The following is a 22,963-nucleotide window of genomic DNA, read 5'->3' as shown; positions in this document are numbered from 1 at the left end:
CGACCCCCGCCAGCGGGGGTGGCGGGGTGAGTAGGGTGACGGGTATGGGTCGGAAAATGAATATGACGACACAGCAGGACCGGGCGAGCGGCGCGTTGTCGGCCGATGAGCTCCGGGAGCGCAAGAAGCGCGTCGCCGTCGTGAAGGAACGACGCCAGCGCAAGAAGATGCTGGACGAAAAGCCGCTGATGCGCGGCTGGTTCCATTTGGTGACGTTCCCGCTGTCCATCGCCGTCACCGTGGTATTGATCTGCCTCGCGCCCGCCGGCGCAATGACCGTCGCCGTCAGCCTGTTCGGCGCTACGTCGATGCTGCTGTTCGGCGTCAGCGCCGCGCTGCACATCGGCCATGGCCACTTCCCCGTCAGCGTCGACCAGACGCTGTGCAAAATCGACTACACGAACATCTTCCTGATCATCGCCGGCACCAATACACCGTTCCTGTTCGCCATACAGAACGTGGCGATCCGCTGGACCTACCTCGGCATCGTGTGGGGGCTGGCAATCCTCGGCACCGTGCTGCACCTGATCTGGTCCGAAGGCCTAGACTGGCTGTTCACCATCTTCTACTGCATCCTGGGACTCGCGCCGTTCTCCATCATCTGGCTGTTCTTCCAGTCGCCGTATATCGGCGTCGTGCCGACCGTGCTGCTGATTTGCGGCGGCGGCGTATACATCGCCGGCGCCGTCTGCTTCGCGCTGCGCAAGCCGAACCCGGCGCCGAAGGTATTCGGCTACCACGAGATTTTCCATCTGGCGACGGTGCTCGGCTACGCCTGCCACGTCGTGGCCATCTTCATGGTCGTTGTGAAGATGCGCGGGTGAACGCGTAGATAATCCAGGCCAGCGGCATCGTCGCCATGAACACGACGTAGAACCACTGCAGCGGCAGCGCCGCATACAGCACGCCGCCAAGCAGCGGGCCGATGGCCTGGCCAAGGTCGATGCCGGCATAGTAGGTCGTATTCGCCATGCCGGCGCGCTCCTTTCCGGCGATGATGACGGCCTGCGATTGCGTGACCGAACTCATCATGCCGTAGCCGAACGCCGTGATGATGGCCGCAGCCAGCATCACGAGATTGCTGCGCATGACCGTCAGCCCCAGCAGCATCAGCAGGTCCCCCGCCGTGCCCAGCGTCAGGAAGAACGCGAACGATTTGCGGTCGAACAGGTTGCGCATGAAAATGCGCAGCAGCAGCAACGCGATGGCGTACGCCGGGAAGAACAGCGAGGCCGACACGTCCAGATGCCGCCCGTTGCAGTATTCGACAAGGAACGACTGGTTCGCGAAATACGGAATGGCGAACAGCATGAAGATCAGCGCGACCGGAATCACCTTGACTTCGAACAGCGAATTCAGCGAGAACCGGCGGCGCTTAGGGGGAACTGCTCCGCTGGAAGCGGGGGAATCTGGTTGTTTGGTGAAGTCGTCGACCAGCGCTTCCTCGTCGCGAAGCCGTGAATCTTGTCCCTTCCCCTCCACGGCTTCGAGCGCGGCGCGGCGCTGGGACGGCGGCAAGCCGGGGTCCCGGATCAGCAGGACGCAGGCGACCATCGCCAGCGACATTCCAGCGGCGATGAAGAACGTCGGCCGGTAGCCGATCGTTTCCGAACAGCGGATGCCCAGGGCCGGCCCGACGGCCTGCGCCAGCGCGTTCGTCGTGCCGTACAGGCCCATGCCGGCGCCCATGCGGCTCATCGGCAGCAGCATCGACATCCAGCTCGCCAGGCACACCGAGCACGCGGCGAACCCGATGCCGTTGAGCACGCGCGACGCCATCAGCAGGCCGGTGTTCGGCGCGAACGCATACGACACGTTGGCCAGCGCCATCAGCACGGAACCGAACAGCGCGAGGCGGCGCTTGCTCGTCCGGTCGGAAAGGTTGCCGGCAATCGGGCGGCAGAACAGCGCAACGATGGACAGCAGCGCCGTAACGAAGCCCATCATGACGCCGCCGACGCCCATCGAGCCGGCGAAACCGGCCATGATCGGGTTCGTCAGCATCATCGAGCCCATGTACAGGAACGTCGCGCCGATGATCAGCAGCACATCGCGGGTCAGCAGGCGTTCCTTCTTCGGCTTGCCGGACGGAAGCTTTGCCGCCGTGAACGGGGCGACCTTGCCGGAAGCCGGCGCAGGAGTGCCGGAAGGCGTGGTGGTGCCGCCGGAAGGCGCGTGGCTGTCGTATTCCATGGAAGTCCTTTCAAGGCAACGCGGGGCGGGTCGCCATGGCGGTGCCTGATGGACCATGCCTGATGGACGGCCGGAAAAGCGGGAATCTGGAGTCCTATTATTCCGCATTCCTCCGGTTCCCAGTGTGCGGCAGCCGGGCGCGGCGTGCCGGACATGTTCGCCGGGAGGAAACAGCGGTGCGGTTCTTGAGCGCTTCACGTGGCGCCGTGCAACGAACCGCTACACTTGGCACTAAGCCAAAAAGGCCGGAGGACCAGCCGGCGGGGGCATTGGCGGCGTCGCAATAGGGCGGCAACCGGTACGCTACCCGGCGGGGTTTCGCGGCTGACCCAACCAGTCCGCGGGAGGTGGCAGCCCGCATAGTGAAGGAGCATATCATGCTTGACGGGTTCAAGAAGTTCATCATGCGCGGCAATATGGTCGACATGGCAGTCGGCGTCGTTATGGGCGCCGCGGTCACCACCATCGTCACGGCGCTCGTAGACGGGTTCATCAATCCTCTGGTCACCGCCATTTTCGGCAAGCAGGACATGAGCAACCTGTGGGTGTTCACGATCAACAATTCGCAGTTCAAGATCGGCTCGATCCTCGGAGCCGTCATCAACTTCCTGATTATTTCGGTCGCCGTGTACTTCTGCATCGTCGTGCCGATTAACAAGATGCGCGACGTCACCGAGAAGGCGATGGCCGCACACCGCAAGGGCGGCGAGGACGTGGCCGCCGAGGAACCGGACCTGAGCGCCGAAGAGCAGACCGTCATCCTGCTGCAGCAGATCCGCGATTCGCTCGCCAAGCAGAACGAAGCGGCCGAAGCCGAAGCGCACAACGGCAAGCACAGCGCCGCGTGAGCCGTGTAAGCTCGTACCGTTACCTACAAGATTGGGAGGGATGATGGAAGATCCGCAGGCGGCGCTGGTGCCGAATATCGCGCTCAACGACGGCAACGCCATTCCGCAGGTCGGGCTCGGCGTGCTGCGCATCGACGATGAAGGCGTCGTGCCAGTCGTCGAATCGGCGCTGGAAATCGGCTACCGCCACATCGACGGGGCGGCCGGGTACGGCAACGAAGCCGGCGTGGGGCGCGGCATCGCGAACGCTGGCGTCGACCGCGCCGACCTGTGGGTCACGACGAAGCTCAAGGACTCCGAGCAGGGCTACGATTCGTGCTTGCGGGCGTTCGACCGGCAGCTGGGGCTGCTCGGGCTCGACTACGTCGACATGTACATGCTGCACTGGCCGACGCCGTTCGACTGGCGCTCGCCGCAGGCATGGCGCGCGATGCGTCGCCTGCAGGACGAGGGGCGCATCCGCACGCTCGGCGTATGCAACTTCATGCCGTCCGACTTGCAGCGCCTGCACGACGAAACCGGACAGTGGCCGGCCGTCAACCAGATCGAGCTGCACCCGACCTGGCAGCAGCGCGACGTCGTCGCGTTCTGCAAGGAGCACGGCATCGCCGTCGAGGCGTATTCGCCGATGGCGCGCGGCGCCGACCTCGCCGCCGGCGACGGCGTCATCGAACGCATCGCCGCCGCCCACGGCGTCACCCCGGCGCAGGCCATTCTGCGCTGGCACATCGAGAACGGCACGATCATCATCCCCAAGTCGGTTCACGCGGAGCGGCAGCGCGAGAACATCGAGCTGTTCGGGTTCGAGCTGACGCCCGAAGAACATGCGGCCATCGACGCGCTGGACGGTCCGACCCGCGCCGGGCATGATCCGGCGACGTTCTCGTACGCATAGCCGATGCAATGGCGTCGGCGTAATGGCGCTGGAATTGGAAAGGCCCCGGGATTCCCGGGGCCTTTCCATTGCCGCAGGCCGCGCCAACGTGACGTGGGGGCGTTACGTTGGCGGGGGCTGCCATTGGCAATCTTGGTTTTAGTGGCGGTTGTTGAGGCGGTGGTAGATGTCCTCCATCTTCAGTTCCGTTTCGAAACCGCGTGGCGTGGTGTCCTCGTCGATGACGGCGAGCTCGACGCCGGCGATACGCGCGAAATCCTCCCACGCTTCGCGGCCGACCGACGTCGTCATGCAGGTGTGGTGCGAGGCGCCGCTCATCAGCCAGCATTCCGCCGAGACCTTCAGGCTCGGTTCCGGAGCCCACAGCGCGCGGGCGCACGGCAGCGCCTGGAGGCTGCCGTCCGGCTCGACGACGTTGACGACGTTCATCGTCAGGCGGAAGCGTTCGCGCACGTCGGCCATCGACACGACGACGGCGTCCTTCTTCGGCGCGACGGTGAAGACGAGGCGTACCGGGTCGGCCTTGCCGCCGATGCCGAGCGGATGGATCTCCATCTTCGGCTTGGCGATGGTGCCCAGCGACGGCGAGACTTCCAGCATGTGCGAGCCGAGGATCTTCTCGTGGCCGCCAACGAAGTTGTACGAGTAGTCCTCCATCAGCGAGGCGCCGCCTGGCATCCCGTAGCCCATGACGTTGCCGACGCGGACGAGCACGGCCGTCTTCCAGTCGCCTTCCGCCGAGAAGCCGAAGCCGTATTCGGAAGGCAGGCGCTGCGCGGCGACGCCCGGCAGCTGCGGCAGCGTGCCGAGGTCCTCGAAGTTGTCGACGGCGGCGGTGCAGCCGTTGGCGCGCATCATGCCGACCATGGCCGCTTCTTCCTTCGCGGCGATGACGAGCGATTCGTAGTCCTTCGCCGGGTCGAGCAGGCTCGGCGCGATGTCGTACTTGGCCTTGTAGTCCTCGATGATGGCGTTGGCCTCGTCGTCGGTGACGGCGTCGTAGGCGGCGCACAGCTCGTTGACCGACCAGGTGTTGATCGAGGCGCCGAATACGCGTTCCGCTTCCGTCTTGTCGCCTTCGGTGACGGCGACGTTGCGCATGTTGTCGCCCCAGCGCATGACCTTCATGTTGTTCGACGCATCCCAGCCGGCGCAGGCGCGTGCCCAGACGCCGATCTTCGCGGCGACTTCGGGGTCGGTGTAGTGGCCGACGACGATTTTGCGCGGGATGCCCAGGCGGGTGAGGATGTAGCCGAACTCGCGGTCGCCGTGCGCGGCCTGGTTCAGGTTCATGAAGTCCATGTCGATGGTTTCCCACGGGATTTCGAAATGATGCTGCGTATTGAGCTGCAGCAGCGGCTTGGTGAGCGCTTCGAGGCCGCGGATCCACATCTTCGCCGGCGAGAACGTATGGCACCAGGCGATGACGCCGATGACGTTCGGATTGGCGCTGGCTTCCACCATGAACTGCTTGACGCCGTCGGACGACTTCAGCGTCGGCTTGAGCACGAGCTTGACGGGGATGTCGTCGCTGGCGTTGAGCGTATCGACGATTTCCTGCGACTGCGCGGCGACCTGGCGCAGCGTCTCTTCGCCGTACAGGTCCTGCGAGCCGACGCCGAACCAGATTTCCTTGCCTGCAAACGGGTTTTCGAGGGTCATTGTTTCTCCTTGGTGGGATTGATGAAGGTGGTGAGCTAAGTGAAGTTGGTGGTGCTGCGGGCTCCGGCTTCCGCCGGTACGGGAACTGCCCCAGTGCCGGCGTTGTTCGGGAGGGCCCTTGCTCAGTGCTGGCCGTAGACGTTCTGGTAGCGGTCGTTGAGCTTGGCGATGTCGTCGGGGGCGATCTCGATGATCGGGCCCAGCTGCGTTGCCGCCCACATCGTCCTCGCCACTTCCTCGGTCATCGCGGCCGCCTTCACCGCCGATTCGGCATCCTTGCCGATGGTGAACGGGCCATGGTTCTGCATGAGCACGGCCGGCGAATGCGGGTACTTGCGCAGCGTTTCGACGACGCCCTCCCCGATCGCTTCCGAACCGATGAGCCGGAACGGCCCCACCGGCACCGGGCCGCCGAATTCGTCGCCCATCATCGTCAGCCCGCACGGAATGTTGCGTCCGGTGGCTGCCCACGCGGTGGCGTAGGTGGAATGGGTGTGCACGACGCCGTACACGTCCGGCATGTGCCGGTAGATGTACGCGTGCGACGCGGTGTCCGAGCTCGGCGCCTCGTTGCCGTCGACGACGTTGCCGTCGAGATCGGTGACGACCATCGAGCTGGGCGTCAGGTATTCGTAGCGCAGCCCGCTGGGCTTGATGACCATCAGGTCGGCGGTGTGCAGCCGCTGCGAGACGTTGCCGGCCGTCCATACGACCAGATTCCACTTGATGAGCTGTTCGTGCAGGCTTGCGACGATTTCGCGCACCTGCTTGACTTCGGCCCTCACTTCGGGCCCGTAGTCTGCCAGGGTTGCCATGGTGGGTGTCCTTTCGGTTGGTTCAGGTATTCAGGTGTTCAGGTATTGCGTTGGTTGCGTTGGCTGGATGGTTGCGTTGGGTGGTTTCGCCCGGGCGGCGTTGACCGGGCGAAAATCTCACGACTCCAGCGGGATGGCGCGGATGGCGGCCCGTTCGATGTCCAGCCCGTTGAGGAACCGGCTGAAGAAGGCCTCGAAGCCGGCCACGTCGGCGGCATCCGGTTCCAGCGTCGTCGATTCGGCGCCGGCGAACACGTCGTGCTCGAGGTAGTCGGCGAGCGGCACGGCGGCATGGTCGAGGTATCCGGCCAGCACGGCCATGCCCCAGGCGCCCCCTTCGGCGGCCGTCGCCATGACCTTGATCGGCGTATTGAACGCCGCCGCCAGGATCTTCTGCGCCACCACCGGCGTCGTGAAGATGCCGCCATGTCCGACGAGGGTGTCGATGCGCACCTCTTCGTCCTTCGTCATGACGTCCATGCCGATCTTGACCGGGCTGAACGCGCTGAACAGCTGCGTGCGCATGAAGTTCGCCAGCGTCATGCGCGCTTCGGGAGCGCGGGCGAACAGCGGGCGCCCCTCCTCGATGCCGGCGAGGAATTCGCCGGAACGGAATGGATAGTTGATGAGGCCGTCGCAGTCGCTGTCGGCGTCGGCGCTGATGGCCGCGTTGAACAGCGTGGCGAACAGGTCGCCGGTGGAAATCGGATGACCGCTCGCCGCGGCGAATTCGCGGAACAGGCCGACCCATGCGTTCAGGTCCGAGGTGAAGTTGTTGGCGTGGCTCATGCCGGCGAGGTCGCCGCACGGCGTGGTGACGAGGTCGACCTGCGGATAGAGCTTCGAAAGCCTGCGTTCCAGCACGACGGTGGCGAAGATCGACGTGCCGGCCGACACGTTGCCGGTACGCTGACGCACCGAATTCGTGGCGACCATGCCGGTGCCCGCATCGCCTTCCGGCGGCGCCAGCACCGCTCCCGGCTGGAGGGTTCCGGTGGGGTCGAGCAGCAGCGCGCCCTGTTCGGTGAGCGTTCCGGCCGGCGTGCCGGCGACCAGCGGCTCGGGCAGCAGGTCCTGCAACTGCCAGGGCTGCGCGGCGATGGCCGGCAATGCGTTGAACTGCTCGAGGAAGCGCTGCTCATACGTTTTGGTGTCGGGGTCGATCGGGAACATGCCGGAAGCGTCCCCGATGCCGAGCGCCTTGCGCCCGGTGAGCTTCCAGTGGACGTAGCCCGACAGCGTGGTGATATACGAGATTTCGGCGACGTGCGGTTCGCCATCCAGCACGGCCTGGTACAGGTGCGCTACCGACCAGCGTTCCGGAATGTTGTACTGGAACAGTTCCGAGAGCTCCAGATGCGCTTCGTGGGTGTTGGTGTTCTGCCAGGTGCGGAACGGCACGAGCAGTTCGCCGTCCGCGCCGAACGCCAGGTAGCCGTGCATCATGCCGGAGAAGCCGATATGGGCGATGCGTTCCAGCCTGGTGCCGTACGTCGCCTCGACGTCGTTGGCGAGGTCGGCGTAGGCTGCCTGCAGCCCCTGCCAGATTTCGTTCTGGCCGTAGGTCCACAGGCCGTTTTCCAGATGGCTCGCCCATTCGTATTCGCCGGTAGCCAGCGTTTCGTGCCGCTCGCCGATCAGGACGGCCTTGATGCGCGTCGAACCGAACTCAACGCCGAGTGCGGTGCGTCCGGCCACGATGTCGTCGGTACGGGAAGAGGATTGGGTTGCCATGGTGAATGCTCCTGTTCGGGAAGAAGGAAGGAAGCGGCCGGCTGCGCTGCCGGGTGCTGTCGCCGCCATCGCGGCCGGCCGCTGTAAGGAGAGAAAGAGACGAGATTAAAGGAAAACTAGATTCAACGAGAGCCGTTATTTTTTCGACTGGACTTGCTTGCCTCCTTTCGTTGCGTCGGCATCGCCATCGCCGGCGTCGTCGCCTTCCGCCGGGTCCTTGACGTTCCAGTCCTTGACGGCGCAGTAGCCGCAGTAGACGGTGACGGTGGCGATGCAGGCGATGAAGACCAGCGACGACCAGGAGAACAGCGTGCCGTCCGCTTCCGACTGCATGACGGTCTGTACGAGCCAGATCATCATGGCGATGCAGGTGAGTGCGTAGAGCCTCGCGCGGCTTGCGGTATTGAGCTTCATGGTCGTGTTCTCCTGTCGTTGCTGTTGGTGGTGGTGATGATGGTAAGTAGGTCAGGCCTTCTTGCGCTTCGACATGATGTCGACCGCGACGGCCCCGAGGAGCACCAGGCCCTTGATCGTCTTGACGATGGCGGTATCCACGCCCATGATCGACAGGCCCTGGTTGATGACGCCCATGACCAGTGCGCCGACCACGGCGCCCGGAATGGTGCCGACGCCGCCGGTGACGGCCGTGCCGCCGATGAAGCAGGAAGCGATGGCGTCCATTTCGAACTCCATGCCGGCCTGCGCGGTGGCCGAGGACAGGCGGGAGAGCACGCAGACGGCTGCGACGGCGGACAGGAAGCCCATGTGGACGAAGAGCTTGAAGTCCACGAGGCGGGTGTTGATGCCCGAGAGGATCGCGGCCTTGCGGTTGCCGCCGACGGCGTAGACGTGGCGTCCGAACACCGTCTTCGTCAGGATGAAGTTGTAGACGAACACGAGCACCGCGAGGATGACGAGCATGATCGGGATGCCGCCCTGCGTGGCGTTGCCCGAGAGGGCCAGCAGGTAGGTGACGAAGCCGATGAGCAGCGTGGCGATGACGATCTTCGTGATGGCGAGGGCCATCGGTTCGGGCGTCAGGCCCGCCTTGGCGACGCGGGCGCGCTTGCGCAGCGTGGACCAGATGAAGCCGGCGATGCACAGGATGCCGACGACGATGGTCAGGCCGTCGAACGGTCCCCACCACAGGAAGATGTTGGGCAGGTAGTTGCGGGCGATGGCGCGGAATTCCGGGGAGGTGATCGGCACCGATTCGCCGACGATGACGGTGGCCAGGCCTCGGAAGATCAGCATGCCTGCCAATGTCGTGATGAAGCCGGGTATGCCGACGTAGGCGATCCAGAAGCCCTGCCAGCAGCCGATGATCAGGCCGACGATCAGCGCGATGAGGATGGCCAGCATCCAGTTGACGCCCTGGCGTTCCATCAGGATGGCGCACACGCCGCCTACGAAGGCGACTATCGAGCCGACCGACAAGTCGATGTGGGTGGCGATGATGACCATCACCATGCCGATGGCCAGGATGATGACGTACGCGTTCTGCTGGATGAGCGACACGAAGCTGTTGGGCTTGAGCAGCACGCCCTTGGTCAGGAACTCGAAGACGAGCACGATGACGACGAGGGCGCCGACGATGCCGTACTGCTTCGAATTATTGGCGAGAGTGGCGAGGACGCCGGTCTTCTCTTTCTTCACGGGTGATGCGGTAGACGAGCTCATCGTCCTGCCACCTCCTTTTCCTTGGTCATGCCCTTCATGAGGTATTCCTGCGTGAATCCACGCTTGTCCACGTTGTCCGTCACGACGCCCTGGCTGACCGTGTAGATGCGGTCGCAGATGCCAATGAGTTCGGGCAGTTCGGAGGAGATGACGAGGACGGCCTTGCCTGCGTCGGCAAGCTGGTTGATGATTTCATAGATTTCGTATTTGGCGCCGACGTCGATGCCTCGCGTCGGTTCGTCGAGGATCAGCACGTCCGGGTCGGAGATGACCCACTTCGACAGCACGACCTTCTGCTGGTTGCCGCCGGAGAGCGTGGAGACGGGGACGTCGATGTCGTGGCACTTGATGTTGAATTCCTTGCGGAACCGCTCCACCGTCGTGCGCTCGAGGTTGTCGTCCATCACGCCGTGCGAGCTCATCTTCTTCAGGGACGCCATCGAGGCGTTCTCGCGGATGTTCTGCAGCAGGTTCAGCCCATTGCCCTTGCGGTCTTCGGACGCGTACCCCAGGCCGGCGTCGATGGCGGCCTGCACGTTGTGCAGGTCCATCTTCTTGCCCTTGACGTACAGCTCGCCGGAGATGTGCGAACCGTAGGAATGGCCGAAGATGCTCATCGCCATTTCGGTGCGGCCTGCGCCCATCAGCCCGGCCAGCCCGACGATTTCGCCCGAGTGGACGACGATGTCGGCGTGGTCGACGATGACGCGGTGCGTATCGAGCGGATGGTAGACGGTCCAGTCCTTGATGCGCAGGTATTCGGGGCCCGGCGGATTGGTGTCGTGCTCCGGGTAGAGGTTCGTCAGCGAACGGCCGACCATCTTGCGGATTAGCTCGTCCTGGTCGAGCGGCGTTTCCGGCGTGATGAACATCTCCCCGACGGTCTGGCCGTCGCGGATGACCGTCACGTTGTCGGCGATGGCCGCCACCTCGTTGAGCTTGTGCGTGATGATGATGCTCGTCACGCCGTGCTCGTCGCGCAGCTGGCGCACCAGGTCGAGCAGGTGGGCCGAGTCCTCGTCGTTGAGGGCCGCGGTCGGCTCGTCGAGGATCAGCAGCTTGACGTCCTTCGACAGCGCCTTGGCGATTTCCACCAGCTGCTGCTTGCCGACGCCGATGTCCATGATCTTCGTGTCCGGGTTTTCCGGCAGCCCGACGCGTTCCAGCAGCTCCTTCGCCTTGGCCCGCGTGACGTCCCAGTCGATGACGCCGCCCTTTTCCTGCTCATTGCCGATGAAGATGTTCTCGGCGATGGACAGGAAGGGGCTCAAGGCCAGCTCCTGGTGGATGATGACGATGCCGTCATGCTCGGAATCCCTGATGTTGCGGTACTTGCATTCCTTGCCGTCGAAGGTGATCGTCCCTTCGTAGCTGCCATAGGGGTAGACTCCCGACAGCACGTTCATCAGGGTCGACTTGCCGGCGCCGTTCTCGCCGCAGATCGCGTGGATTTCGCCGCGCTCCACGTTGAGGTCCACTCCGGAAAGCGCCTTGACGGGCCCGAACGTCTTGACGATGTTGTCCATGTGCAGGATCGTGTCGTTTCCAGACATGCGGATGCTCCTTTCGTGGCTGGTTGGGGTCATTCGGCGGCGCTGCCGCTGGTGAGCTTGTCGAAGCGTTCCTGCGTGATGTAGTCAGCCTTGACAAGGTCGGAGAGATTGTCAATCGTGATGTTCTGCGGGTCGAGCATCTTCGTCGGCACGTCCTTGACGTCGTTGTTGAATTCGCCGTTGATGCCGGACACTTCCTTGCCTTCGGCGATTTCGATGACCATGTTGTAGACGGCTTCGCCGAGTTCGTTGACGTCCTTGAACACAGTTTCCCCCTGCTTTTCGGCGGCGATGTTCGACACGGCGATCTCCATGGCGTCCTGGCCGGTGATGGCCGGCCACGTATCGGTGCCGGGGACCATGTCGGGGCGCTTGGATTCGATGGCGTTGATGACGCCCTGCGCGATGCCGTCATACGGGGTGAGGACCGCGTCGAGCTTCTGGCCGTTGGCGTAGGTGGAGTCGAGGATCGATTCCATGTCCTTCTGCGCTTGCTCCGTCTTCCAGCTCTGCACCGAGATCTTCTGCCAGTCGTCGACGGTGAAGTCCTTCGTCACGCCGCCGCCGTGCTTGGACGGGCACACCAGCACGCCCTTCTCGAAGTAGGGCTGCAGCAGGTCCCACGCGCCCTTGAAGAAGTACTTGGCGTTGTTGTCGTCCGGCGAGCCGGTGAACAGCTCGATGTTGAACGGGCCTTCGGCGCCGCTGTTGAGGCCGAGCATTTCGATGAGGTAGTTGGCTTCGAGCACGCCGACCTGCTCCAGCTGGAACGTGGCGTAGTAGTCGACGGCGTCGGTGTTCATGATCAGGCGGTCGTAGGCGATGACCTTGGCGCCGGCGTCGCGGGCCTTCTCGACGGCGGGGCCTACGGCCGAGCCGTCCTTGGCGGCGACGACGATGATCTTGGCGTCCTTGTTGACCATGTTCTCGATGTCCGCGTTCTGCTGGGCGGGCTTGTCGTCGGCGAAGTTGAGCACGACGTTGTACCCGGCCTTCTCCAGCTTGGCCTTGAGGTTGTTGCCGTCCTTGTTCCAGCGCTCTTCGGACTTCGTCGGCATCGAAATGCCGATGGTCGCGCCTTTTTCAAGCTTCGTATTCGTGTTGTTCTCATAACCGGCACGAGTGCTGCTGCAGGCGCCCAGCGATGCGATCATCGCTATGCCGGCAAACAGTGCCAGTGCTTTCTTGGGAAACTTCATGTGCTTCTCCATCTTCTTCATTGAAGGAACGGACTGCTTTGTCCGCTGGCCTCCGATTGCTCGTTGGCTAGTCTCTATGATGTCGATGTTGAGTTAGATTGTCAAACTCAACACTCCGAAAAAATGTCTATTGAGTTCGGTTTGTTAACTCAAGATTGCTGAGAACGTGAGAAAAACGTTCAAAACTGGAGATTCCTGTCGATTTGTTAAGTTTTTGTGTTTACTATAGATAACTATGGCAGGAAAGCTTTTTGGATCCCAACGTTCGTTACGGGAGGCTAACCGCGCCAATCTACTGGATACTGTCCATAAGTACGGCGCGATGACGCAGGTCGAGCTTGCGGAGATGACGGGGCTGTCGACGGCGACGGTCTCGGCGCTCGTGCATGAGCTGGCCGACGAGGGCAGGCTGGAAACGCGCAGCACCGTACGCAACGGACGGCGCGCGACGCTCGTCGCGCTGGCCCACGACCAGGGCCTCGCCGTCGGCGTTGCCATTACGCGCCGCACGCTCGACCTCGTGCTGCTGGATTCCGCCAAGCAGATCCTCGCGCGCCATGCGCTGCCGCTCGGCGACGGGCACCGGCCCGACGAAACGCTCGAACGGGCGCAGATGCTGCTTGCCGAAACGCTGGAAACCGGCGGCTTCTCCATCGATGAAGTGACCGGCGTCGGCGTGGCGCTGGGCGCTCCGGTCGAGAAGCGTTCGAACATGATCGCCGTGCCCGGGCTGCTCAACGGCTGGGAGGACGTGTCGGTCGCCGACGTCATCGGCAACGCCTACCACGTTCCGGTGTTCGTCGACAACGACGCGAACGCGGCGGCGCTGTGCGAAGCGCGCATCGGCGCGGCCTCCGAAGAGAACGTGCGCTCGTTCCTGTACGTGCAGGTATCCAGTGGCGTGGGGGCCGGACTGATCAGCGACGGCGAAGTATGGCGCGGCGTCACCGGGCTGGCCGGCGAAATCGGGCACGTACAGGTCGATCCGCTGGGCAGCATCTGCCTGTGCGGCAACCGCGGGTGCCTCAACACCGTCGTCAACGAGCAGCGGCTGACGTCGCTGCTGGAGGTGACGCACGGCCACCTGACGATGGAGGATCTCGTCCAGAAAGCCAACGACGGCGACGTCGGATGCCGCCGCGTCATCGAGGACGCCGCAATGCGCGTCGGCGACGTCACCGCCACGACGTGCATCGCATTCGACCCCGAACTCATCGTCATCGGCGGCCTGCTTTCGCAGTCAGGCGACGCGTTCAGCGAGCCGTTCTCGGAATCGCTGCAACGCAAGCTGTTCCCCAACGTCATGTCGGCAATCGAAGTGATTCCGGCGAAATACCCGACGGCCGGCGCGGCCATCGGCGCGGCTATCATGGCAATCGAGAACGTAGAACGCACCAATCTGGCGCAGCAATGACGAGAGCCGGACGCGAGGCGAGACGATGAAGAAAACGACACCGCTACTGGAACTGCGAGGCGTTTGCAAGACCTACGACCATATCGAAGCGCTCAAGAGCGTGGATCTGTCGGTGTATGCCGGCGAAATCGTGGCGATTGTCGGCGACAACGGCGCCGGAAAATCCACGCTTGCCAACATCATGACCGGCGTGACCTCCCCCGATAGCGGCATCATGCTGCGCGACGGGCGCGAAGTGACGTTCGCCAGCGTCAAGCAGGCAAGCGACCAGGGCATCGCCGCCGTATTCCAGAACCAGGAGTTCTGCGAAAATCTCGATGTGTCCGCGAACCTGTTCCTCGGCAACGAACAGCGCAGGCGCTGCAGGCTGCGCGACGACGAGTCGATGGTGCGCGGCGCGCGCAAGGCGCTGGCGTCGCTGACCGCCAACATACGGCCCAGCCAGAGCATTGCGTCGCTGTCCGGAGGCCAGCGGCAGACGGTGGCGATTGCGCGGACGCTGCTGCATGACCCGTCGATCATCGTGATGGACGAACCCACCGCGTCGCTGTCGGTCATCCAGACGGCGGAAGTGCTGGACTATATCAAGCGGCTGCGGGCGCAGGGATGCTCGATTGTCATGATCTGCCACAACCTGCCCGACGTGTTCGCCGTGTCCGACCGCATCGTCGTCATGAGGCGCGGGCATATCGCCAGCATCCACGACACCCGCGAAACGACGTACGAACAGATCATCGCGGAAATCTCGGGCGTGAAAAGCGACGGCGACGCCGGAATCTCCACACGCAAAATCAGCCGGCATGTGCGCGGGCTCGCTATTGACCGGCGAGCCGGCAACGCATAGCATGGAAAGCCGGTAGCCGCAGAATTTTTCACGACGCAATGCCAACAGGCCCGTTCAAAGGAGAACCGATGTCTGCAGTTGAAATCACCGTGTCCATTATCGTCGGCATCGCATGCCTGGCCGCAGGCATGGCAATGGGTGCGATGCCGCTGCGCAGCCATAAGATGACCGAACAGCAGAACAAGTTCCAGCAGCTTGCCGGCATCGCGGCGCTCGGCGCCGTCGTGATCCTGATGCTGCTGGGGATGGACGCCGCGAGCTGGATCGCCATCGGGGCGCTGGCGTTCGGCGCGGCCCTCGCCAACGTGCCGCCGGTGCATCGCTGGATGCTCAAGCAGTTCCCCGAACTCAGGCCGCAGGAAAAGGCGTCGCCGCTCAAGCGCGCAAAGAAGTAGAAAATCTTAAGTAAAAAATCCGGCCCCGGGCGCGGAAGGGGAAAGAACCCAAGGTGACAACAGCCTTGAGCGGTCGCGCCCGGATGGCCACGCAATTGTAGCCGAGCCGGATTTAGCTCGCATCCTGCACAGTGGAAGTGAGCAGTTTCTCGAATGGTCGAGCATGTATGGCGCAATGGGGGCGTGTGCTGCATGCTGTGCAGCTCCAATAATCGAAGGAAAGCGAAGGAAATTGGAAAGCCGGAAATTGCACCCGTGGAGCTAGCCGGGTTCGAACCGGCGACCCTCTGCTTGCAAAGCAGATGCGCTACCAGCTGCGCTATAGCCCCAAAGAAACCGCAGTGGTTTCATGGTGGGCCCGGGAGGACTTGAACCTCCGACCTCATCCTTATCAGGGATGCGCTCTAACCACCTGAGCTACGGGCCCGAATGATTCGGTGTTGGACGCTCTCGCGCGCAACAGAATGAAATCTTACTCAACGTGAAAACTATGTCAACCTGAGCGCGGTTTCGGCGTGTCGGCTACGGATTGCTGGGCGTGGAAGCCTGGTGGCGGTGCCTTCCGGCTGCTGGCTGCCTCTCGCTGTTGCCTGCCGTTCGCCGCTCGTCACTTGCCGGCGAGTTCGCGTTCGTTGTTCCATGCCGGGTTGCTGGCCGTCGCTTCCTGCTCGTATTCGTCAAGCTGGGCCATGAGCTCGGCTTCGTCGACCGGCGGCACCTCCAGCAGGCGCCGGGCCGCGTTGCGCACGTACCGTTCCAGCGCTGCGAGGCGCCGTGAATCCATCGGATACCGTTCGTCGTTGACGAGATGGATGTCGAGCGCGCGCCGGAGCATCTCGTGCTGCTGCGGGCCCATAATCGACTGCGCCTGCTCCATGAACGATTCGCGCACGCTGGCCGGCCCCTGCGTATCGAGGACGGAATCCATCCATGCCGGATCGCTCCACTCGTCCTCCATGGCGTAGGCGAGCAGGCTGCAGTTATGGTCGAACAGCGGCGCCGGGCCGAGCATGTGGCCGGTGGCGTTGTCGCGCAGGAATCCGTGGTTGTTGGCGTGCCGGTCGCGGTTGGCGATGAGCGCATCGAATACATACATCGTGCGCACGGCGTCGAACGTCTCTTCTCCCATCGCCCGCGCGGTGGCCAGGGCAAGCGGGAAGCCGGGGTTGCCGGTCGCCGCGTAGAATGGCACGAACGAAACGTCGGCGGTGTTCATCAGGGGGCAGACCGACGCAAGCTTGCCCTTCCACTTGTCGAGGTGGTAGTTGACGGCGTCGATGCCGACCTGGCGGGCGACTTGCGCGGCGAACAGTTCCGAATACGGCTCCATGCCCGCGTTTGCATAGCCTTCGGTGCCGCCCTTCCACAGTTCCAGGCCGTGCGCGCCGCGGCGCCATGCCTTCGGGAACTGGCCGTCGGTCGTCCATTCGCTGGACAGGCCAATGGCGTGCTTCTCGCTGGATGTGTAGCCGGTGTAGGCGGTGAGGGCCAGCGCTTCGTCGAGCTGGTTGTCGAACAGGTTGATGTCGGCGAAGCGCAGGTTCTCCCCTTCTCGTTCGAGCCAGTATGCATCGTTGACGGACAGGCCTTTGCACAGGTCGATGATGCCGAGGACGTCGTTGACTGCAAGGCCGGCGGCGGAAAGAATCTGCTCGGCGAACTGACGGTTGCGCGGTATCGTGCGGCGCGTGAGCCATTCGCGGACCGCTTCGGCGGTGGGATGAGGGGCGATGGGGAAAGGAAGGCGGTTGCGGTTTGCTTCGTCAACCCAGTGGATATGGATGTCCAGCGTGCCGCCGCCAAGGCCGGTGCGCCGTTGTGCGCTGAAGGTCATCAAGGGGTCGTCTGCGATGTGAAGCACATATTCGGCCATGGCGGCTCACCTCCTTGCGTGTCCTTTTCATTCTACGTGCTGCCTTTATTCTGCTGCTTTATGCTAGGGGCCGTTGGGGCGGTGCGGGTTTTTCGGCTTCCCCTGATTTGTCTTTGGCTGTCGAGGGATTGTAGCTGGTGGGTAACCATAGCGGTGCCGCTGTCGCGTTCGGCATTGTGTGTTGCCAGGTCGCAACGGATGCGCAGATAGCGGTGCGGAAGGCGCGGTTTAGAATGTGAGGCATGTCGTTTCGCAACCTTCCCCGCGCCCGCGGTTTCGCTCAGCCCACTCCTTCCCGAAAGATTGTTTCACGTGAAGTTATCGATGTCGCCGGGCGGCAGGTGACGGTGCTGCGCAAGAATAACCGCAATATGTACCTGCGGGTGCGGCCGCCGTACGGGCAGATCGAAGTGAGCGCCCCGCAGCGCATGCCGCGTCGCACCATCGAGCAGTTCGTGACGGAGCGCGCCGACTGGATTGACGGGGCGCAGCGCAAGATGGCGCAGTCGCGGGCGGATGCCGGGCGCCCCGATATTTCGGGAGAGAGTTTCACATGGAACGAAGATCTGGAACGCAAGGCACGCGAAAATCTTGAGGAAGCGGTGCCGAGGCTGCTGGAACGCTGGGTGCCGCGCGTCGGCAAGGCGCCCACTGACGTAACGCTGCGGAAAATGACGAGCCGCTGGGGATCGTGCACGCCGAAAACCGGACGCATCCGGCTTAACCTTCAGCTGGGGTTGATGGACGAAGAGCTGCTGGAGTACGTTGTCGTCCATGAGCTGACGCACCTGTGGGAGCATGGCCATGGCGAAGGCTTCCAAAACCGCATGACGATGCTGCTGCCCAACTGGAAACAGTTGCGAACGCGCCTGAACAAAGAGCTGATTCTGCGGTAGGCGCTGCGCCGGTCAATTGCCTCTGGGACAGTGATTTGCGGTATTCTGGCAGCCGACGCGGCAAAGCGGACACGGCTCCCTTCCTCTCCTCCCCTCTCCTTTTTTGCTCGCTGTATGAGACAGCCAAGGTCGAACTGTTTTTCGATGCGCTATCAAGGAAAATGGGTTCCCTGCTGTTGATGAATTTACACAGCGAGGACGCACGAGAGTTGGGAGAAGAATATGAGAAAAAGTGTTTCCGCCATCGCTGGATTATTGAGTTGTGTTCTTTGTTTCGTTGGGTTGAAATATCTTGTTGTCGATAGCGCTATCGGTTGGGATATTCTGGTGAATATTCTTGGCGAAGATTCAGTGCTGCTGGAAAGCAATCTATTCATGCTGGCGTTGCTGGCGACACCGGCGGTGCTGGCAGGAATCCTGATATATCAGCTGTGCCGGAACCGTTTGAATCTCGTGTATCTGCGCGTGCTGGGCATCGTCTACGCTCTGGCTGCGGTCGTGGTGATCATGCTGAAAAGCAGCGGAATCCGCATTGGCGGCGTGAACTTGAACTTTCTTGATATCGTTACCCAATTTGAAGAAAACCCGCTGACATTGCTGGTCAATCTTTTCATTCTGCTTCCGCTGGGATGCTGCGCTGCGCTGGAAGGCTATAAGCTGTGGAAAAGCGCGTTGGTTTCCCTTGCTGGCATTCTTGTTTGCGAAACATTGCAGCCGATTTTATCGCTTGGGTTCTTCGATATCGTCGATATAACGCTCAATGAGCTTGGATTTATTTTCGGGATGCTCGTGGTTAGCGTTATTCTCGGTTCCCGTACGCGGAAGCGGGAGGGAAACTGGATTTCGTTTGGAAAGCAACCGGAAAATAGCGATGGCGAGGTTGCGGCACTGCAGCCGGTTTCCGAAGCTGCGTGCTGAATAATTACTGTGCGGAATATGCTGAGCGCCCGGAATCCGATGGTGGAAACCGGGCGCTCTGGCAAGAATCTTTGAAACCGGCGGTTATCAGACGAGGGCTGCCGGGACCTCGACCAGGTGGCTGCGCATGAACCACTGGAACTTTTCGAGGCTCTGGACGTGGTCCTGCAGGATGTTCGAGCTGATGACGTCCAGCTCTTCCAGTTCTGCGAACGCCTGGCGTTCCGAACGGATCAGGTTGTCATAATAGGCGTCGAGCGCCTTGAGGTATTCGAGCGCATTCTTGCGGCCTTCCAGCTCGAACTTCGGCCACGTACGGTAGCGCTCGATGTCGGTTGCGCGGCCTGCCGGAGAGCCACCCAGCTGCGCGATGCGCTCGGCCGACTCGTCGGCCATTTCCAGAACTTCGTCGACCTGCGGGTCGATCATTTCGTGGACCGCAATGAAATTCGGGCCGGCAACGTTCCAATGCGCGTGCTTGAGGATCAGCGCGGTTTCCTGCTCGTGGCTCAGCGCTTCCTGCAGGATGCCGATTGCCTTCTCCGAAGCCGCTTCGTCAAGGCCCGGAACAACGAATTCAAGTGCCATACTGTACCCCTTCCCTGGGTGCTTGGCGCGACGGTGAAGCCGTCACGGTTCATTCCAGCCTAGCCGAGGTCGCCGGAAGACTCCCCCGGTTCGCCGGAAGAAAGATTCACAACGTAGGAAGTGCAAATGCGGAGCATTTGCGCGGGTTCGAGGTGGAGGGGGTGGCGCGCCAGAATGGTGCTTGCTGACTTGATCAGTAAAGTGGTAGGCACCAACTATGTTGACTTAACCATGACTTAACCAATCGCCAAGGAGGACTGAGTCGATGAGCATCCCAGTCAATGTTGAGCAGCTGCTCCGTGGCCAAGTTGTGGAACAAGCACGTATTGAATATAAAGAGGGCTGGAATCCGGAATCCATTATCCATACCCTCTGCGCATTTGCCAATGACATCAACAACTTAGGTGGTGGCTACCTCGTCATCGGCGTCAAAGAGGAAAATGGTACTCCTGTATTGCCTGTCACTGGCTTACCAAAAGAAAAGCTAGATAGGTACCAGAAAGATCTCGTCCAGATGTGTCATCGCATCGATCCGGTGTATGCACCTGTGTGTCAGCCAGTTGAGTTCGAGGGCAAGCATCTGCTCCTTATTTGGGCTCCTGGAGGCTATGAACGCCCATACCGTGCGCCTCGCATTCTCAGCAAGCGTGAGACAGGCAAAGATTACTTTATTCGTCGTTTTTCCAACACCGTTCGCGCATCGCAGTCAGAGATTAACGAGCTCATGTCGTTGGGGCCGAATATTCCCTATGATGACCGTGTAAATCCAGCAGCCCAGATTAGCGACCTGCGTTCCAGCCTCATGCTGGATTACCTCGCAACAGTCGACAGCACCTTGGCTATAAGCGATAAGGATACGCTTTCCATTGCTCAGGATCTTCGTGTTGTAGGAGGTCCCGTTGAAGACATGCATCCGCGTAATGTTGGGCTGTTGTTCTTCTCCATGCAGCCCGAGCAGCATATTCGTCTTGCGCAAATTGAAGTCGTCAACATCCCTGATCCAACCGGAGAAGGGATGGAAGAAAAAATATTCCGGGGCCCATTAGACCGGCAACTTGCCGACGCATTGCGGTACATCCGCAACACCGTCGTTGCCGAGAAAATCTTCAAGCTCCCCAATCAAGCGGAAGCAGTACGAGTTTTCAATTACCCCTATGCCGCTATCGAAGAAGCGTTAACCAATGCGGTGTACCACAAGAGTTATGCGATTCCCGAACCCGTCACGGTTCGCATCGAACAAGATAGGATGGCCATAACCAGCCTTCCGGGTCCGGACCGATCTATCTCGGATGAGGATATTGCACAGCGCCATATGATTTCTGCAAAGTACCGCAACCGGCGCATTGGAGATTTTCTCAAGGAGCTGCATCTGTCGGAGGGTCGGAATACAGGTGTTCCCACCATGTTGCGGGCCTTGGAACACAATGGCTCTACTCCCCCTCTTTTCGAGACCGATAATGACCGTAGCTTTTTCAGAGTGACCTTCATGGCGCATCCGGCATTCACCCGAAAAGGTTGGAAGCCAATGAATGATCAGGGAAAACACGCACTCCAAGAATCATCAGAGCGCGCGGAAAACAGTGCGCGAAAGCGGAAAACAGTACGCGAAAGCAGGAAACAGTGCGCGAAAGCGGAAAACAGTGCGCGAAAGCAGGAAACAGTGCGCGAAAGCAGGAAACAGTGCGCGAAAATGGAAAACAGTGCGCGAAAGCAGCGCGAGCAGGAGCAACAAAACGAAATCCTAAGCTATGCACGCGCTTACGGAGAGGTGACTACCGCTCAGCTTGCTACAAAAATGCATCTTAAGAATCGTCGTATTCAAGTATTGTTGCGGCGTATGCGCGAAGAGGGGCTCATCGTTACAATCGGAGGCGGTCGGAGGACACGATATACGGTGGCTGAACCGAAGGGTATGGAAAACGATGAGTGAGTCATCGCATTAGTGAGCGGGGTTGCTTGCTAATGCGGATGCTCGCGGAGGGGCGGTGCCCCTCCACTCGCATTCGCGCAAACCGGCTTTGCCGGTTTGCGACCACCCCCCGCTTCGAGCGTCGCTTCGCTCGCTCTCAGCGACCCCCGAACAAGGCCGCAAACGCTTTCGCGTTTGCATATTTCAGCGGCGGGCGCTAGCGGGGTGAGAGGAAATTAGCTGTCTTTGGTGACCTGGAGGGTTTCTATGCGGCGGCCGTCCACTTTGGTAACGGTCATTGTGTAGCCGTCTTCGGAGAAGGAATCTCCTGCGGAAGCAAGCTTGCCCGTTTTCGCGAGGAAGTAGCCGGCGACGGTTTCGTAGGGGCCGTCCGCAAGTTCGATGCCGGTCAGGTCGTCGAAATCTTCAATGGACATGCCGCCGTCGACGGTGGCGACGCCGCCAACGAACACGTCGGCTGCGCCGGGCTCGGCCGGAAGGTCGTACTCGTCGCGGATGTCGCCGATCAGTTCTTCGGTGAGGTCTTCGAGCGTGACGATGCCGTCGGTGCCGCCGTACTCGTCGATGACGACGGCGAGGTGGATGCCGCGCTTGCGCAGCAGCGACAGGCTCGGCAGCAGCTTCGACGTGCCCGGCAGCGAAATCCCCTCGCGGGTGACGTCGGCGACCGTCTTCGCGTTCTCATCGCGTACGTCAAGCAGGTCGCGCACGTGCACGAAACCAAGCACGTCGTCGAAATCCTTGCCGGTGACCGGATAGCGCGAGTACGGCATTTCGCGTACGTATTCCGCTGCTTCGGCAAGCGGCATGCTCCCCTCGAGGAACACGACGTCGGCACGCGGCCGCATGACTTCGGCGACGATTGTTTCGGAGGCGTCGAACACGTCGTCGAGGATCGTGCGTTCGTCCTTCGTGAGGTTCGTATTCGAGTTGACGAGCACGCGCAGCTCCTCGTCGGAAACCTCGCTTTCCGTTTCGTTCGGATCGAAGCCGAGCAGGCGCACCAGGCCGTTCGTATTCTTGCCGATCAGCCAGATGATTGGCTTGCAGATCTTCGCGAACGCCGAGATTGCCGGCACGACGGCACGGGCGATTTGTTCGTTGCGCTGCATCGCGATGCGTTTCGGCACCATTTCCGAAATGACGATCGAGCAGTAGGAAATGATCAGCGTCAGCACGATCGTCGTTAGCGGCGCCGCGACCGACGACGGAACGCCCCAGCCTTCCACGACCGGCACGATATACGGGGAGATGGAAGATTCGCCGAACGAAGCCGACAGGAAGCCGGACAGCGTCACGCCGATCTGCACCGTCGACAGGAACGTATTCGGGTCGCGGGCGATTTTGGCGACGCGGGCGCCGCGGGCGTCCTCCTGCTCCATTTGGTCGATCTGCGAGCCGCGCAGGCTCACCAAAGCCAGCTCGGTGCCGGCGAAGACCGACCCGAGCAGCAGGAAGACGAAAATCAGCAGGATGTTCAAACCAAGGGACATGGCAACAGATTAAAACGCTGGCTCGAACAACCG

General features: G+C 61.8%; 20 protein-coding genes and 2 tRNA genes. 9 read left to right on the top strand and 13 right to left on the bottom strand.

Features of this window, described 5'->3' with window-relative positions:
- Positions 1-62 precede the first annotated feature (62 nt).
- Positions 63-824 carry a PAQR family membrane homeostasis protein TrhA gene (trhA, locus tag AC1AXT_RS07840; RefSeq protein WP_476541123.1) on the top strand — a complete coding sequence of 254 codons (762 nt, stop codon included), beginning with the start codon at positions 63-65 and terminating at the stop codon, positions 822-824.
- Here the strand turns inward: trhA and AC1AXT_RS07835 are convergent.
- Positions 796-2,193 carry an MFS transporter gene (locus AC1AXT_RS07835; protein ID WP_476541121.1) on the bottom strand — a complete coding sequence of 466 codons (1,398 nt, stop codon included), beginning with the start codon at positions 2,191-2,193 and terminating at the stop codon, positions 796-798. The genes trhA and AC1AXT_RS07835 overlap by 29 nt on opposite strands.
- A gap of 377 nt (positions 2,194-2,570) precedes the next feature.
- Between AC1AXT_RS07835 and mscL the strand changes: the two genes are divergently transcribed.
- Positions 2,571-3,041: a large conductance mechanosensitive channel protein MscL gene (gene mscL, locus AC1AXT_RS07830; RefSeq protein ID WP_476541120.1), complete on the top strand. Its 471-nt coding sequence runs from the start codon at positions 2,571-2,573 to the stop codon at positions 3,039-3,041.
- Between the two features lie 40 nt (positions 3,042-3,081).
- Entirely contained in the window at positions 3,082-3,936 is an 855-nt protein-coding gene (locus AC1AXT_RS07825) for an aldo/keto reductase (RefSeq protein WP_476541118.1), read from the top strand.
- 138 nt (positions 3,937-4,074) lie between these two features.
- Here the strand turns inward: AC1AXT_RS07825 and araA are convergent, their stop codons facing one another.
- From araA to AC1AXT_RS07790, 7 genes are all read right to left on the bottom strand, one after another.
- On the bottom strand, positions 4,075-5,598 hold the full coding sequence (araA, locus tag AC1AXT_RS07820; RefSeq protein ID WP_476541117.1) for an L-arabinose isomerase: 1,524 nt from the start codon (positions 5,596-5,598) through the stop codon (positions 4,075-4,077).
- Between the two features lie 122 nt (positions 5,599-5,720).
- On the bottom strand, positions 5,721-6,413 hold the full coding sequence (locus tag AC1AXT_RS07815) for an L-ribulose-5-phosphate 4-epimerase (protein ID WP_476541115.1): 693 nt from the start codon (positions 6,411-6,413) through the stop codon (positions 5,721-5,723).
- Between the two features lie 117 nt (positions 6,414-6,530).
- Positions 6,531-8,147 carry a xylulokinase gene (locus AC1AXT_RS07810; RefSeq protein WP_476541113.1) on the bottom strand — a complete coding sequence of 539 codons (1,617 nt, stop codon included), beginning with the start codon at positions 8,145-8,147 and terminating at the stop codon, positions 6,531-6,533.
- Positions 8,148-8,282: 135 nt separating this feature from the next.
- Positions 8,283-8,561 carry a carbon starvation protein gene (locus tag AC1AXT_RS07805; RefSeq protein ID WP_476541112.1) on the bottom strand — a complete coding sequence of 93 codons (279 nt, stop codon included), beginning with the start codon at positions 8,559-8,561 and terminating at the stop codon, positions 8,283-8,285.
- A 51-nt stretch (positions 8,562-8,612) separates the two neighbouring features.
- Positions 8,613-9,827 (bottom strand): multiple monosaccharide ABC transporter permease, encoded by a 1,215-nt coding sequence (gene mmsB / locus AC1AXT_RS07800; RefSeq protein ID WP_476541110.1) that lies wholly within the window; start codon positions 9,825-9,827, stop codon positions 8,613-8,615.
- Positions 9,824-11,380 (bottom strand): ATP-binding cassette domain-containing protein, encoded by a 1,557-nt coding sequence (locus tag AC1AXT_RS07795; RefSeq protein WP_476541108.1) that lies wholly within the window; start codon positions 11,378-11,380, stop codon positions 9,824-9,826. Before AC1AXT_RS07795 ends, mmsB begins: the two co-directional genes overlap by 4 nt.
- Before the next feature lie 29 nt (positions 11,381-11,409).
- Positions 11,410-12,579, bottom strand: a complete 1,170-nt coding sequence (locus AC1AXT_RS07790) for a substrate-binding domain-containing protein (protein ID WP_476541106.1) — start codon at positions 12,577-12,579, stop codon at positions 11,410-11,412.
- Between the two features lie 235 nt (positions 12,580-12,814).
- On the opposite strand from AC1AXT_RS07790, the gene AC1AXT_RS07785 reads away from it, so the two are divergent.
- The 3 genes from AC1AXT_RS07785 (at position 12,815) to AC1AXT_RS07775 (ending at position 15,232) form a co-directional block, all read left to right on the top strand.
- Positions 12,815-13,993 (top strand): ROK family transcriptional regulator, encoded by a 1,179-nt coding sequence (locus AC1AXT_RS07785; RefSeq protein ID WP_476541105.1) that lies wholly within the window; start codon positions 12,815-12,817, stop codon positions 13,991-13,993.
- Positions 13,994-14,018: 25 nt separating this feature from the next.
- Positions 14,019-14,837 (top strand): ATP-binding cassette domain-containing protein, encoded by an 819-nt coding sequence (locus AC1AXT_RS07780; protein ID WP_476541103.1) that lies wholly within the window; start codon positions 14,019-14,021, stop codon positions 14,835-14,837.
- 68 nt (positions 14,838-14,905) lie between these two features.
- The gene (locus AC1AXT_RS07775; protein ID WP_476541102.1) at positions 14,906-15,232 is read left to right on the top strand and encodes a hypothetical protein; all 327 of its coding nucleotides are present in this window, start codon (positions 14,906-14,908) and stop codon (positions 15,230-15,232) included.
- A 256-nt stretch (positions 15,233-15,488) separates the two neighbouring features.
- Here AC1AXT_RS07775 and AC1AXT_RS07770 read toward each other — a convergent pair.
- The 3 genes from AC1AXT_RS07770 to AC1AXT_RS07760 form a co-directional block, all read right to left on the bottom strand.
- Positions 15,489-15,561: transfer RNA gene (locus tag AC1AXT_RS07770), tRNA-Ala, on the bottom strand.
- A gap of 21 nt (positions 15,562-15,582) precedes the next feature.
- Positions 15,583-15,659: transfer RNA gene (locus AC1AXT_RS07765), tRNA-Ile, on the bottom strand.
- A gap of 180 nt (positions 15,660-15,839) precedes the next feature.
- Positions 15,840-17,105 carry a HipA domain-containing protein gene (locus tag AC1AXT_RS07760; RefSeq protein WP_476541101.1) on the bottom strand — a complete coding sequence of 422 codons (1,266 nt, stop codon included), beginning with the start codon at positions 17,103-17,105 and terminating at the stop codon, positions 15,840-15,842.
- 242 nt (positions 17,106-17,347) lie between these two features.
- On the opposite strand from AC1AXT_RS07760, the gene AC1AXT_RS07755 reads away from it, so the two are divergent.
- Together AC1AXT_RS07755 and AC1AXT_RS07750 are read left to right on the top strand one after the other, a co-directional pair.
- Entirely contained in the window at positions 17,348-18,001 is a 654-nt protein-coding gene (locus AC1AXT_RS07755; RefSeq protein ID WP_476541099.1) for a M48 family metallopeptidase, read from the top strand.
- A gap of 222 nt (positions 18,002-18,223) precedes the next feature.
- A complete protein-coding gene (locus AC1AXT_RS07750; protein ID WP_476541098.1) occupies positions 18,224-18,919 on the top strand; it encodes a VanZ family protein in 696 nt (231 codons plus the stop codon).
- An 87-nt stretch (positions 18,920-19,006) separates the two neighbouring features.
- Here the strand turns inward: AC1AXT_RS07750 and AC1AXT_RS07745 are convergent, their stop codons facing one another.
- Positions 19,007-19,507, bottom strand: coding sequence for a Dps family protein (locus tag AC1AXT_RS07745; protein WP_476541096.1), 501 nt, complete (start codon positions 19,505-19,507; stop codon positions 19,007-19,009).
- 265 nt (positions 19,508-19,772) lie between these two features.
- Between AC1AXT_RS07745 and AC1AXT_RS07740 the strand changes: the two genes are divergently transcribed.
- Positions 19,773-21,437 (top strand): RNA-binding domain-containing protein, encoded by a 1,665-nt coding sequence (locus AC1AXT_RS07740; protein ID WP_476541095.1) that lies wholly within the window; start codon positions 19,773-19,775, stop codon positions 21,435-21,437.
- 215 nt (positions 21,438-21,652) lie between these two features.
- Here AC1AXT_RS07740 and AC1AXT_RS07735 read toward each other — a convergent pair whose 3' ends face one another.
- On the bottom strand, positions 21,653-22,930 hold the full coding sequence (locus AC1AXT_RS07735; RefSeq protein ID WP_476541093.1) for a hemolysin family protein: 1,278 nt from the start codon (positions 22,928-22,930) through the stop codon (positions 21,653-21,655).
- Positions 22,931-22,963 lie beyond the last annotated feature (33 nt).

It is taken from the genome of Bifidobacterium sp. LH_450 (assembly GCF_056356715.1).
Note: the sequence above shows the minus strand (reverse complement) of the source record. Positions and strands in the feature narration are given on the sequence as shown.

Bases quoted from the DNA above. Each gene is read 5' to 3' on its own strand.
- trhA (WP_476541123.1), top strand. From the start codon at position 63: ATGACGACACAGCAGGACCGGGCGAGCGGCGCGTTGTCGGCCGATGAG.
- AC1AXT_RS07835 (WP_476541121.1), bottom strand. From the start codon at position 2,193: ATGGAATACGACAGCCACGCGCCTTCCGGCGGCACCACCACGCCTTCC.
- mscL (WP_476541120.1), top strand. From the start codon at position 2,571: ATGCTTGACGGGTTCAAGAAGTTCATCATGCGCGGCAATATGGTCGAC.
- AC1AXT_RS07825 (WP_476541118.1), top strand. From the start codon at position 3,082: ATGATGGAAGATCCGCAGGCGGCGCTGGTGCCGAATATCGCGCTCAAC.
- araA (WP_476541117.1), bottom strand. From the start codon at position 5,598: ATGACCCTCGAAAACCCGTTTGCAGGCAAGGAAATCTGGTTCGGCGTC.
- AC1AXT_RS07815 (WP_476541115.1), bottom strand. From the start codon at position 6,413: ATGGCAACCCTGGCAGACTACGGGCCCGAAGTGAGGGCCGAAGTCAAG.
- AC1AXT_RS07810 (WP_476541113.1), bottom strand. From the start codon at position 8,147: ATGGCAACCCAATCCTCTTCCCGTACCGACGACATCGTGGCCGGACGC.
- AC1AXT_RS07805 (WP_476541112.1), bottom strand. From the start codon at position 8,561: ATGAAGCTCAATACCGCAAGCCGCGCGAGGCTCTACGCACTCACCTGC.
- mmsB (WP_476541110.1), bottom strand. From the start codon at position 9,827: ATGAGCTCGTCTACCGCATCACCCGTGAAGAAAGAGAAGACCGGCGTC.
- AC1AXT_RS07795 (WP_476541108.1), bottom strand. From the start codon at position 11,380: ATGTCTGGAAACGACACGATCCTGCACATGGACAACATCGTCAAGACG.
- AC1AXT_RS07790 (WP_476541106.1), bottom strand. From the start codon at position 12,579: ATGAAGTTTCCCAAGAAAGCACTGGCACTGTTTGCCGGCATAGCGATG.
- AC1AXT_RS07785 (WP_476541105.1), top strand. From the start codon at position 12,815: ATGGCAGGAAAGCTTTTTGGATCCCAACGTTCGTTACGGGAGGCTAAC.
- AC1AXT_RS07780 (WP_476541103.1), top strand. From the start codon at position 14,019: ATGAAGAAAACGACACCGCTACTGGAACTGCGAGGCGTTTGCAAGACC.
- AC1AXT_RS07775 (WP_476541102.1), top strand. From the start codon at position 14,906: ATGTCTGCAGTTGAAATCACCGTGTCCATTATCGTCGGCATCGCATGC.
- AC1AXT_RS07760 (WP_476541101.1), bottom strand. From the start codon at position 17,105: ATGGCCGAATATGTGCTTCACATCGCAGACGACCCCTTGATGACCTTC.
- AC1AXT_RS07755 (WP_476541099.1), top strand. From the start codon at position 17,348: ATGTCGTTTCGCAACCTTCCCCGCGCCCGCGGTTTCGCTCAGCCCACT.
- AC1AXT_RS07750 (WP_476541098.1), top strand. From the start codon at position 18,224: ATGAGAAAAAGTGTTTCCGCCATCGCTGGATTATTGAGTTGTGTTCTT.
- AC1AXT_RS07745 (WP_476541096.1), bottom strand. From the start codon at position 19,507: ATGGCACTTGAATTCGTTGTTCCGGGCCTTGACGAAGCGGCTTCGGAG.
- AC1AXT_RS07740 (WP_476541095.1), top strand. From the start codon at position 19,773: ATGAGCATCCCAGTCAATGTTGAGCAGCTGCTCCGTGGCCAAGTTGTG.
- AC1AXT_RS07735 (WP_476541093.1), bottom strand. From the start codon at position 22,930: ATGTCCCTTGGTTTGAACATCCTGCTGATTTTCGTCTTCCTGCTGCTC.